We start from the raw sequence: 12,472 nt of genomic DNA, 5'->3' as shown, positions 1-12,472 counted from the left end.
ATCTTGCAAATTCCATTATGCAAGAATTTCTTGCGATCTTCTATTTGCCAAACGCGACGCCAAGCAGAACCGCGACAAGCGATCCGACGAAGCTCGCAACGGTCGGCACCCACCAGCGCCAATCTGTATGTTGCTCGCGCGCTTTGGCATGCAGTTCGATGGCAATGTCGATTAGAGTCTTGATCTCGGCGTCCGGCACCCGCACCCGTGACACAAAGGTCCGTTCCTCGGCGGAAAGCTGATCGTATTCTGGCTTCGTCAGCAGCCGATCCTCTTTGCGATAAAAGAGACGAGGCGACGCTCGACGCCAGATCAGCGCATAGTGATCGACATTGTCAGGCGACTTGCGGAAGAACTCTGGATGTTCATCGAACACCTCTCGCCAATGATCCGCTTTCGTCTTATCGCCAGAAATGTAGTCTGCCCACTTCTCGCAAGGTTGGCTGGAGCGCACGTTCTGGGACATGAACTGAATGGCAGCAATCACGTCTGCGAGACGGTTCTGCTTGAGATAAGGCATTTCCGTCATTCCGCCTCCTCCCCATCCTCGTCTTCATTGCTCCGCGCGGAGCCTTTCGGTGCAATACCCAGCCGAACCTCTTCCGCATGTCGCTCGGCATTGAGCGCCAGCAGGCGGGACATTACACGATCACGGCCTTCGGCATTCCAGAAGTAGCGACCCTGATAGGTGGGGTCATCTTCAGTCTCTTTAGTGAGAAATTGGGGACGCAGTTCATCGGCAAGGTCATCCCAGCCATAGGCGCGCAGAACGGCACGATCCATTTCGTCGTGAAGCTCGCGCAGATGCTCGATGGGCTCGCTTCGCTCGTCCATATCATGGAAGCGGCTGTACGTCTTGGTCATGCCCTCATTAGACGAAACCATCACTGATGCACGGCATTCCAGATATATCGCACCGATACCATCCAAGGCTTCATTGTTCTCTTGGCAATCAGGTAAGGCAAAAGTCTCAAAGCAATCTTTGGGGATGTAGCGCGCATCATTTTTCATGGTTGCGGAGAACATCCTTATCCAGAGTTCATGTACCCGCGATTGGAGCACAGCAAAAAACGAAATAGCATCGGTTGGGAAAACTACGGCAGTATGGCTGAAGACAACGGGTCTTGAGACAAAAGCGAAACCGAGCATGTTACCGGTCTGCGCAATTGCCAAAACGCGGGGATACTGACCTAAGGCGTGAGTAAGCTCTCTGCGGACTCGCCAAAAATGCCAGAATGGCCATGTAGACAAGTCGCCCTTCTTCTGCAAACGCTCGGGCAGCACTTTGTCTCTTACAATTTCGAAAAGGTCCGGCCATTGCCTTGCTTGATTCTCATCCATCTCCCCGAAGTTGATGACATATCTACGAGGTCTATGGCGGGGATCGGAGTTGATTTCTTCGCCACCAATGTAGGGAAATATAATCTCGGAATTTCTTGGCGCGGCTGAAATCAGATACTCCATCTTGGACAACGACGACGCCATCGGCTCGTCGTCGGCAAACAAGAAGCCCTGGCCCTTAATGTCACAACCGATAAATGATTTCCCGGAGTTCCGATTAAGTCGTTTAGGGTCCTCGTGACTACCGCCGCTGTACAGAAATGCAGAAATGAACGAAACGGGTTTGCCGTCGAGGGTGCAACTCTCAACGCGGGAATCGCCTTTCACTACCACTGCCGAGCTGACAACGACGGCAGCCTCGCCGGGCCAACGTAGACGGCGTTCAGCATGAACGATCCGACCACCATTTTTTCCAATCCAGGCGAGGCCTCCGCGCCTAGTATCGCCTTGAGCGATGGTCTTTGTGGCAATGAGACCAAAGGCACTCCCTGCCCTGAGAAGTCCGAAAGCGCGGCGAAAAAAATGTGCGACTAAGTCGACGTTTCCATTGGTGTCCTTGTTAATCTCGACTAGCCAATTTCCGACCGCAGAGCCAAGCGAACCTGATATGCGCTTCCCGCCAAGAAATGGCGGATTACCGATAATGGCATCAAATCCCGGATTGTGCCGTCCGAACACTTCTGGAAACTCGATCTCCCAGTGAAATGGTCGCCAACCCTGTTCTGTCCGGAAGGTTTGTGTCTTGGCTTCCAGGAGGTCCCAGCGTGGCTGAAGATGGCCGCCTATCCAGCTTTCAACCTTGGCCCGCTCCATCTCGCGTGCCTTCGCCTTATCGGCAGCGAAGAAGGCAGCGATGACGGCATCTCCAACGATGCGTGCCGGCTCAACCTCTGTCTCGACACGGCGAAAGCGAGATTCCTGTACGGCACGCGTGATATCGTCTGGCGCATTCCGGATCGCCTCGCGTCCCTCTTGGGCGCGGTCCACCGCCTCCTTGATCATGCTGCGGAACAGCGGCAGGCCGAGCTTTGAGGCGTCCCAATGGGCGGCTTCGATCTCATGCCGTGTCAATCCGACCAGGCTATCGCCGCTTTTGATGGCATGGTCGAGGAAGGTAAATTCGTGATCCCGCGCTAGGGTCGCCAACCACAGGGATAGACGCGCCAGGTCCACCGCCATCGGGTTTCGATCAACGCCATAGAGGCATTTCTGAGCGACCAGACGCCGGGCATGCAACGCCTCATCCTCATCCGGCGGAATGGTCGGCTTTTCCGCGCCGTACATATTCCAGGCCTGCTCCAGCCGCGCACCTAGCTGGCGGCAGGCTTCGACCAGGAATGCGCCCGAGCCGCAGGCCGGATCACAAACCTTCAGCGAGAGCACAGCCTCGGGCGAGGCCTTGGGGCCAATTCGCTCGAAGGCCGGTTCCAGCGCATGGCGGACAATCGGCTCGGTCAGCGAACGCGGGGTGTAGTGCGAGCCTGACCTTCGGCGTTCTTCGGTCGGCTGAAGAAAGGGTGTGCCGGGAGCGATGGCGGAGCCATCCGGCGTGGCGCGTAGGTCGATCAGCCCGCCAAAGGTATCCAGGAGCGCCGGGACGTCGACCGCGTCCATGATGACCTTAGCCTGCTTGGCCGACAGTTTGATTGCGTGATCCTTCAGCCACTTCTGACGGTCATTAGGCTTCTGGGCGAGAAGCGCCTCGAGGCCGATGAAGGTCGGCAGCTTCTTTTCGTCGCGAAGCGCAATCATCTGCTCGTCGGCTCGCAGAGTGGTGAAGCCCATCACCGTTTCATAGACCGAGCCGATGCTTTCGACATCAAGGGAGCGGTAAGACAGGCGCTCGCGGATTTTCTCGCCCGACAGGCTCCGGGCCTCCACCGTCATCAAACCGTGGAGGATGCGCAGGATGCAGCCATCCGAAATCGGCAGGACCTTCGCCTCGTCCTTCGAACTGCCCTTGTCCCGGCCTTCGAGGAACGGGAAGACGTCGGGATCGAATAGCTTGCCGCCTCGACGGGCGACCCAATCGCCGTGGCCTTCATGGATAATACGGAAGACGGCGAGAAGCTGGCCCCAGCCACCACGGCGTTCGTCCATCGTATCCGGATTGAGCGCCTCGTCGGTGAGAAGCTTGGCATAGAGCGTCTTTATCGAATACGCGCCTTCCCACAGCGTCTTCAGCTGCGGATCGGATGACGAGGGCAACAAATCGCGATCTTCCGCGTAAAGCAAGAAGACGAGCCGCATCAGGCAGGTAAGCAGGCCCTCGTAGAGATGATGCGACTCTGCTTCTGCCAGCCGTTCGATGCGTTCTGGATCAGCCTGGTGAAGACCGCGTAGGAGTTCGTGGAGCGCGCCGAGGACTTGTCCCGACAGCTTTTCCGAAACCTCGTTCTGGGCTTCTCGCGACTGTTTGAGAACCGGACGAAGCCGCTTGTCCGGTGCGCCGGTAAACAGCGCGTTTCGGCCAAGGCAAAGCTTGAGACCGGCCAGCATGGGCCGTCCCTCCACTCGACCGAGGGCGGCGAGCGGCCACGATATCCACCCTGCCGTTTCCCCGCGTGGCGCATAGACGACGCGCAGGGTGTTACGTGCGACCAGCAGGCCGACACCAACGCCAGTTTCACGCAACAGGCGTTCCAGTCGCTGGTGCGGGCTTGCTTCCCAGTCGCGATCGCCGAACTGGCCTCGACCATCAGCATCCAGGCTCGGATGGACTGAGACCAGCATCTGTGCCGGTATGCCATCTTCCGTCACGTCGTTCCAGAGAACGACCATGTCCGGTGTCAGCAGGGTTTCGTGTTCGGGAACCACCCGTGTCAGATCGGCCGCGACGGCGGGCCCAGCTGGACTGCCGGCGACCAGCTTGGTGGGCCAACCGAGCACCGTCTCAAGGAAGCCCCAGGTGTTGCGCAGCACGAAGAACTTGTCGTCCTCTCGCCTGGCTTCAGGAGACAGTTCCAGGGCCTCGGCAACCGCCTCGGTATCCAGTGGCGTCTGCCGGATCGGTGTCAGGCCCTTGTCTCGGAGGACGTTCGCTCCAACAACCAGACCTTCGGGCTGAAGGTAATTCAGCCATTCCGTGGTTTCATCTGCGCGTGCGTAAAAATTCATGAAACTGCTCAATTCGTCGCGGGCCAGAGATAGACAATGCCGAGCGGCTCCAACTGCCGCGCCTTCACCTCATACCCGTCCCTGACCTTCTGGGGTTCGTTATCGAGGTCATCCTGCAGGCGAAGCAGTTTCTGATCCCAGGTGCGGCGATCGGCCTCCATCTGCCGCATCTCCTTTTCCGACTGCTGGCGCTGCTCTTCCGTCGAAAAGTCAAAAGCGAATTGATCGATGGGCTTCTTCTCCCGCATCGCCTCGCGCACCTTCTGAATCTGGCGCGAAAGCAGATCGGCCATCGCCTCAGCTTCGCGGCGACCGTTTTCAGCAAGCTCCGTCAGAGCCGTCTTCTCCGATGCCTCGGCTTTATTCTCGAGGTATGGGCGAAGATCACGGATATCGAGTTCCACCGTTTTCTCGAGCCGATCAACGACGCTCTGGATCGGCGTGTGTCCTGTGCGCAAGGCATCATCCAACTGGGCGATCGTCGTCATCTCGCCCGCCTCTGCGAAAGGCGACAGAGGAGCCTCATTTCGACGAACATCGCGCCAGGCGGCAGTGATCGGGATGATTTCCTCATGCAGACGGCGTGCGCCCGGGCCAAACAGCGACAGCCGACCAATCAAGACGACGCGCGGCTGTGCTCCAGGACCGATGATGGCGGTGACCCTACCGATATTGGAACGGAAGCCCTGCGACGAAAAACGGGAGATCAGTCGCTTGACCAGTCGGTGCTCCAGATGGAGCTGAACCACGTCCTGCGGCTCTGGCTGTCCCTCTTTCACAAAGGGAGGTTCAAAGACGAGGCCACGAACCGGTGTCTTCTGCCTCCACCGCTCCCGTTCATAGGGACGTCCCGGGCGGCCGGGCCGGAGTTCGTCAAAAAGCGTTGCCCAACTGCGATCCTTGGCGAATGCCGGCTGCTGCGGATCAAGCGCCAGAGCCTCGGGTACGCTGAAATGCCCTGGCGACAGCGAAGCGTGGTCATCCTTCAAGGCGATCTCGACCACCTGCCGGATTTCGGCTCCATCGACGCCGACCCGCTTACGTGCCTGCTCGAGCAGGCGCTGAAGTCGGTCTTGCTCTTCCTTCAGCCGCCCCAGACGTTTTTCCTGTTCGTCGCCAAGTTCCTCTTCCGCAGTCGAGACCTTGGAGGAGTTCTCGGCTTCGATCTCGGCGGAGATGCGTTGTGCCTCTCCGCGGCGGATGCCATCTCGTGACAGGCGCTTTTCAATCGTCTGCCGCAGCACTTCGCCCGAGGCCCCGAGTTCCTTTCGGATGACCTCAGTCTTGCGAACCAGAGCATCGAGAACACGGTCCTCCTCACGTTGGGTGTAGAAGAAATAGCTGCAGTTAACGGTCTTAGATGGCTGCAACTTTCGGTCAATTCGGCCGTTTCGCTGTTCGAGGCGCGAAGGGTTCCAAGGCAGATCGACGTGGATCAGGTCGTGGCATCGCGCCTGTAGATTTAGGCCTTCGCGTGCCGCATCCGTACAAACCAGAATGCGCACCGGCTCCTGATCGAAGGGGGCATTGAAGGCAATCTTGATGCGGTCCCGCTCTTCAAGGCTGGTTTGGCCGGTGAAGACCAGAATGCGGCCGTCGAGGTCAATCTTGTTGCGGCTTCGCTTGAGAAGCCCTTCCTTCAATCGGTCGACAAGCCAGCGACGCGTATCGTCCCATTCGGTGAAGAGTATGAGACGACGATCCCGCCATTGGTGCGCGCCGTCCAGCATCTCGGCCTCGGCCCAATCAAGGATCGCCTCTATGCGGCCGTCAGGACCGTCCTTCGCGGCACTAGAAATCGCCAGCATGTGATCAACGTGGGCAATCGCGGCGTCGATATCCCCGAGCTCTGAGCGCGCTTCGACCGTCGCCATATCGATTAGATCGTTGTCTTCGGCCAGATCGATGACCTCGTCTCCAGAGGCAACGGCTTCCTCGCGCTTTCGATTGAGCGTCTTCCGATGTGTTCTCAATGTTCTGTCGAACGCCGCAATTGAGGAGAACAGGCGTTGCTGGAGATTGGCAAACAGGAAACGAGCCCGCGAGCCGTCATTGGATGACGACCGGTATTCGTCCAGCATCGCCGCTAGGGTGAGTTCGGGGGCGTTGGCAGGCAAGTTCTCGATTTTGATCGGCTTGACGATGCGCTCGGGGAACGGCTGCCCCAGGAGGCGAAGGTCTTCTTTCAGTCGACGAACCATGACCGGTTCGAGTTCCTTCGCATCGACATTAATGCCTCTCGTGAAGCGTTGCGGGTCCAAGATTTCCAGAAGCGTCGCAAATGAGTTGGAATGCCCGTTGTGCGGCGTAGCCGACAGAAATAGGCGATGTTCGAAGCGACTCGCGATCTGCCGTACGGCGCGGGTCATCTGGCTTTCGGTCGCCCAAACGGTTCCGGATGAAGGTGCCGCGTGGTGGGCTTCATCGAGAATCAGCAGGGACCTCGCCCGGAACTCGCCCAGCAGATCACGAAGCCCGGACATGTAGGTCTCGTCTGACAACACGCTGTGAGAAACCAGGAACCGTGAACCCACACTCCACGGGTTGGCGGAGAAGCCTCGCGTACGACGCGTCTCCAGCAAATACTCGCGGTCTACGATTGTGAAATCCAGGCCGAACTTTTGTGAAAGTTCATCCTGCCACTGTAAAAGCATGGACGCCGGTGCCGCCACAACAACGATTTCGGCCCGTCGCCTGAGAAGCAACTCGCGGACGATTAGACCAGCCTCAACCGTTTTTCCCAGCCCGACATCATCGGCGATCAAGAGATTGACCCGAGGCAGGTCCAGTGCCTTCGCTAAGGGCAGAAGCTGGTAGGCGTCCAGGCGAATACCGGCGCGAAACGGAGCCTGAAATAGTTTGCGATCTGCCGCAGATGCGGTCCGCCATTCGGTTGCCCGCAAAAACGCACCAAGACGTTCGGGACCTTCAAAAGTTGTCTGAAACAGAGCGGTCCAGTCGTTGGGATCGATTACCTGTCGGTCGACCTCCGACTCAAGCGTGACACGAAGCACTTCACCTTGCGCGTCGTCTTCTACGGAGATCAAATCCAAGAACGGTATCGTTCCAATTTTACCGCTTTGCTCAACGACCCAACTTTTAGAGCGAACACGTACGAACGTACCAGGCAATAGGTCATTGGTGGCCTGCGTTGCCATTTTCCCCGTATCCAAATTCCCACTCCCGATTCGTCCAGAATCCAAAACAACCGCTCAGCCGATTCCGAAGGTTGATTTCTACCCCATCTCTTCGTCGATGGCTTTGAATACTTGTAAGTGCAAGGAGTAATTTCGCGCAACCGTACATCCCTCCCACGCCTATGCTGGCAACGGAAGTCGAAACCCTGTGTGTAGCGAAGTCACTCGCGAAAGCACCGAGGCGGCGGCGGGCCGGGACGCCGATCTAGTCGGTATCACGAAAATGAGTGCCCGCCCACGCTGTCCTCTGGTTTCCGCGCGCACCAGTCGAGATCATTTTTCGACGAACCTACCTCAGCTCTCGACCTGGAAATGGTCAGGACGTGCTGGACACTATGGTGTCGCTCACGGAAGAGGGCATGACACAATGCTCTGCGTTAAACACGAGATGGTTTTGCGCGACAGGTCCCCGACCGGGCCATCTTCGTCGATCGCGGCAGGATGGCCGCGCGAAAGGGCCGTACGACGGAAAGGTGAAACGCCGCACCGGGGAACAGGATTACTGAAAGCGATCAGTGGGCTCGCCGATGGCCGTCGCATCGCAGTGCTGCCTCCGACGGCGAATCTACTGCCCGCCAAGCCACCCGCGCGAGCGTTAGATTTCAATCACTAAACTCGGGTCGAAGCCTGTGGCCTCCCCCGGATAACCACGTGGATTGCAAACGATCCGAGTAAACCCGAGCATGTAGTCCAGTCTTTGGTGCACATGACCATGGACCCACAGGTCGGGCTCTGCCTTCCTGACGAAGTCATCGCAGTCCGAGGCGTAGCACGGCGCGAGTGGGTCATCTCGGAACCATCGAGAAATCGACCTCGATGAGGGCGCATGATGGGTGACAACAACCTTTTTCCTGACATCGGTCCGCCCCAGGCTTTCCGCCAGGAATTTCATGGAGGCATCATGCCTCCGGTACGCATGAATGGGTCTGAACTTTTTGAACGGCTGTTTGGACAGTTTAACGCGCTTGTAGTCGTTCATGCCCTTTTCGGCCCACCACATGGACATTTCGGGATTGTGATCAAATAGGCGGAAGTCAGTCCAAAGGGTCGCACCTGCGAAAAGTACGCCGTCAATGACTACATCACGGTCTTCAAGGAAGTGGAGGTTCGGATAGCGATCGCGCAACGCATTCGCCGCGGCTATGCTGTCCGTAAGGAAACTGCGGTAGAACTCGTGATTTCCAGCGACGAAGATCAATGGCACTTCCGGACCAAAGCTTTTCGCGAGCCACTCAATGCCGGGCACAACGCCTCTGTCGAGGACGTCGCCCGCGCAGACAATGACGTCGATGTCATCTGGCGGGGCCGCGCTGAACGGCTTGCCGAACTCGAGATGGATGTCTGAGAAAACCCAGATTTTCATCGAAATAGCACGGACTGAGCAGCGGGCAACTGATAGACCGCGTTTACGGATATTGAGGTCATCGATATCTCCAGGAGTGGCGGTGGGCTATGCCGACAGCGTGCGATCTGTCCGTACCTCACCAACTTTATTCATTTAGAAACGGAGCGTGCGGCAGATATCGGGCCGCAAACTGTCGACGCATGCTGATCGACAGGGCATCGTGTTCGATCAGGAGCGTCCTCACCGACTCCTCGACGGAAAGCCATCCGCAGTCCAGACGCCATCGACGATGGAAAACCCGATCAAGACTGTGACTGCTCCAAAACCTGAGAGACTTGAGCGCGTCTTCTCGGGTCTTGGTTTTTGGCGCGATCTGGAGCCACTCCACGATACTCTCTTCGGTTATCACGGCCGTCTTTTCGATCTTCTCCGCAATATCGTCGGGGACGGTTGCTAGAGCCGCATCCCGAGCCCGAATGAACCGGCGGTCTTTCGTGAAATCAAGGCCCCACTCTGACGGGTTGTCACGCCAGAATATTGTTTCGGCGCGCTCCGTCCATCGAGCACCAAGAACAAGGTCGAGGCTCTCGAACACCCGGAACGCCTCCGGGGCCAGATATGCAGGGCCGCTGCCATGATCCGCCCGAATGTTTGGACGTCGAAGTCCTATCGGACTAGGTCGGTCGAGCGCTCCTGTAAAATGTCGATACTCGAGGAAGCCCACTTGCGCTGCCAAGCAGACGATCACTGACGCGACATCGTCCAATCGGGGAAGGATGCTAGGCAGCGCAGGCTCTGGATTAACTTTTATTCCACCGCTGCCATCAAGAACTGCTTGGCCGAGTGCGACTAATGCCTGGCAAGCAGATTGTAGAGCGTCGATATAGAGATGGTCCCAGTGATTGGCAGCCAAGTCCGGTAGGGCCGCCCACAAGAATTCGACCACGGGATCGAACCACTTGGGAGGCGATGGGAGTTGAGTCCCGCCGCCACGATCAGAAACCCTTATTCGCCTGCCCAGTGGTTCAAATCCGGCATCATCGAGCATCTCGCCGAGCGAACCCGCATATGGCTTGTTCGACGCTGGCCGCCGGCCGGCTGAGGTTGTTCGTTTTGCCATCACGTTCCCGTCCTAAGCTGTGTCTTAGCAAGGCTGACGACCGAGCGCCTGTTGCCTTGTAACACTTGCACGACTTCCTCTCCGGTCATGGTAGGACTAACCATCAGTCTATCGACGAGCGCGTCCAGCGCAGGACGCTGCCTTTGAATGACAGACCTCGTCCTTGCAAGCTCGCTCTCCAGCAACACGTGGACCTGTTCTCGGAGTTCCGCATTGTAAAGCCGCATCCTCGCGAACTCGTCCGGACCGGGACTCTCCACCGCGAGTGTGTGGCCCATACCGGTCGTACCCTCGACCATCGTCGCAAGATCGGTCGCCCTGTTCAGGTCTGCCTCACTAGAGCCCGATGCCCCGTCCGCGAAGTTTCCGAAGACTTCCATCTCGGCTGCGATACCACCCAGGAAGATGGCTATCGTGTCGAGGTAGGTGGTCTTGGTTCTAACCCGCACCTCCGGGAGCGTGGTCTCGACGGTGCCAAGCACCCGCCGCTCGCCGCTGATCCTCCATTTCGAGATCGTGATGCCTGAGACTTCATGTCCGATCTCATAGCCGATTAAGGCATGGCCGGCCTCATGGACCGCGATCACCCTGACATAATCTTCTGGAAGCTTCTCGGTAACTGGGAGCTGGTCGAAAATGTGGAGCGCGCTAAAGCACTTACCTTGACGGCGGGCCGCTCGTTTCGCATCCCTGACAAGACGCTCGATCTCCGCACCCGAAAACCCTTCGGTAGCGAATTCGAACATCTCCGCGTCTGCGGACGACAGCTCGATTCCAGTGTGAAACTTCAGAATGCCGCGGCGAGAAGGGCCATCCGGAAGCGTTAGCTCCAAATGCCTGTCGAGCCTTCCTGCTCGCAGAAGAGCGGCATCGACGAGCCGAGGGTGGTTGCATGCAGCAACAACGACTACGCCCTCTCGACGTTCAAAGCCATCGAGCTGCTCAAGCGCACCAGCAATCACGCCGTTGTGGTAGCCCGCGTTCCGGTCAGAGGTCGTCCGTTTTCCCAAGGTGTCGAATTCATCGATGAATAGGACCGATGGTGCCTTATCGCGCGCCGCCTTGAAGGAAGCGCGCATGGCTTTAAGGTGCGCATCAAGAGCGCCGGCTTCCTGCCATTTAGAAACCGAGCCGTAGATGATCGGTACTTTGCAGGAGTTGGCGAGTGCACTCGCGAACAGCGTTTTCCCAATGCCTGGAGGCCCGGAAAGCAAGACGCCGGCATCGACTTCGTTCCAGCCGATAAGCCCGCATTTGTAATCTGCGAGGTCTTTCGCGAGATTACGTCCCCACTCCACAGCAGGTCCAAGGCCATGCATGTCCTCAAGTGTCGGAGCATCATCGTGTAGGACTTTGGCAGACTCGACCTCTTTGAGCCTGGTTGTCTCGCGTCGAAGGCGTTCCAAACCTTGGACCGGACCACGCCGATCCTGAAAGGCGGAATGCAGCCTTGCCCACGGTGCCGAAATCAACAGCTCGACGAGTTCGTCGTCGACCGGAATTCCGGCCCGCCGAAGTGCAGCCCTTGCATGCTCCGGAGACCGAGGCCCGATTTCGATCACGGCATCCGAGAACAGCCGCTCGTCGTCGGTAAGCCGGTAGCCCGGCGGCGATAAAAATATGCCACGCCCATTCTTCTCAGCAAGCGACTGGTCACGAAATGGCGAATTGGACCACTCAAAGATGTAGGTCTCCCACTCGGAGGACTTCCAAATCTCCCTCGCGAACACCTGAGCTGCCTGCGAGTAGATGGGTTGGTAATAATCGTCTTTGAAGATCAGCGTCGCTATGAATTTCCGCTCTATTCCATTCCAAGGCCGCAATGCGGCCGCGACGGCGCAATACGCCATGTAGACCGGCACAGTGACGTAGCGCCATTGGCGAGTTCTCGTATTCCAAGGCACGCGTGATCGCTTGCCAGACTCAGGGTTCGGCATGAGACATCCTAAAATTCGATGCGTTCAGGCCTCTGCTAGGCCTATGAAGGAGTGCTTACCTGACCATTGGCAGGTCCATGCAGTTTCCGGCACGAGAAGCTTCTCTTGAGCCCCGGCTTCTCATCCGAGAATAGGAGACATCGTTTGGGACGTCTGATCGACTACCTGTCATTAGGTTAGTGACCCCTTGAACCACCAGGCCGTGCAACGATCGGTCAGCAAGAACCAGCTTCCGCCCAGGACTGGCGACTTTGGATCAGCGGGTTGGTCGATATCTTCCCCGTCGTCAATCAGACTACAATGCTGCTGGGCAAGCAGCCATCGTCTGTCGGCGCTTACCTGAAGCAGACCCGAATCACTTGGTGCCAAGATAGCCTCCATTTTATGGTTGTTTTATCATCCTATAGGAATCCTT

The 12,472-nt window shown here is 57.7% G+C and carries 6 protein-coding genes; all 6 read right to left on the bottom strand.

Annotated features, from left to right (window positions below; translation table 11 throughout):
* Positions 1-40: 40 nt before the first annotated feature.
* Positions 41-529, bottom strand: coding sequence for a hypothetical protein (locus K6N12_RS29025; RefSeq protein WP_222149042.1), 489 nt, complete (start codon positions 527-529; stop codon positions 41-43).
* Complete coding sequence (locus K6N12_RS29020) at positions 526-4,458, bottom strand: Eco57I restriction-modification methylase domain-containing protein (protein WP_222149041.1); 3,933 nt, start codon at positions 4,456-4,458, stop codon at positions 526-528. Before K6N12_RS29020 ends, K6N12_RS29025 begins: the two co-directional genes overlap by 4 nt.
* An 8-nt stretch (positions 4,459-4,466) precedes the next feature.
* Entirely contained in the window at positions 4,467-7,616 is a 3,150-nt protein-coding gene (drmD, locus tag K6N12_RS29015; RefSeq protein ID WP_222149040.1) for a DISARM system SNF2-like helicase DrmD, read from the bottom strand.
* 634 nt (positions 7,617-8,250) lie between these two features.
* Positions 8,251-9,018: a metallophosphoesterase gene (locus tag K6N12_RS29010; protein WP_222149039.1), complete on the bottom strand. Its 768-nt coding sequence runs from the start codon at positions 9,016-9,018 to the stop codon at positions 8,251-8,253.
* Between the two features lie 127 nt (positions 9,019-9,145).
* Positions 9,146-10,120 carry a hypothetical protein gene (locus K6N12_RS29005; RefSeq protein WP_222149038.1) on the bottom strand — a complete coding sequence of 325 codons (975 nt, stop codon included), beginning with the start codon at positions 10,118-10,120 and terminating at the stop codon, positions 9,146-9,148.
* Positions 10,120-12,057 carry an AAA family ATPase gene (locus K6N12_RS29000; protein ID WP_222149037.1) on the bottom strand — a complete coding sequence of 646 codons (1,938 nt, stop codon included), beginning with the start codon at positions 12,055-12,057 and terminating at the stop codon, positions 10,120-10,122. Before K6N12_RS29000 ends, K6N12_RS29005 begins: the two co-directional genes overlap by 1 nt.
* Positions 12,058-12,472 lie beyond the last annotated feature (415 nt).

The organism is Rhizobium redzepovicii, assembly GCF_019793435.1.
In the GTDB taxonomy this organism is placed as follows: Bacteria; Pseudomonadota; Alphaproteobacteria; order Rhizobiales; family Rhizobiaceae; genus Rhizobium; species Rhizobium redzepovicii.
Note: the sequence above shows the minus strand (reverse complement) of the source record. Positions and strands in the feature narration are given on the sequence as shown.

Coding starts and splice junctions, on each gene's coding strand:
- K6N12_RS29000 (WP_222149037.1), bottom strand. CDS start 12,057: ATGCCGAACCCTGAGTCTGGCAAGCGATCACGCGTGCCTTGGAATACG.
- K6N12_RS29025 (WP_222149042.1), bottom strand. CDS start 529: ATGACGGAAATGCCTTATCTCAAGCAGAACCGTCTCGCAGACGTGATT.
- K6N12_RS29010 (WP_222149039.1), bottom strand. CDS start 9,018: ATGAAAATCTGGGTTTTCTCAGACATCCATCTCGAGTTCGGCAAGCCG.
- drmD (WP_222149040.1), bottom strand. CDS start 7,616: ATGGCAACGCAGGCCACCAATGACCTATTGCCTGGTACGTTCGTACGT.
- K6N12_RS29020 (WP_222149041.1), bottom strand. CDS start 4,458: ATGAATTTTTACGCACGCGCAGATGAAACCACGGAATGGCTGAATTAC.
- K6N12_RS29005 (WP_222149038.1), bottom strand. CDS start 10,120: ATGGCAAAACGAACAACCTCAGCCGGCCGGCGGCCAGCGTCGAACAAG.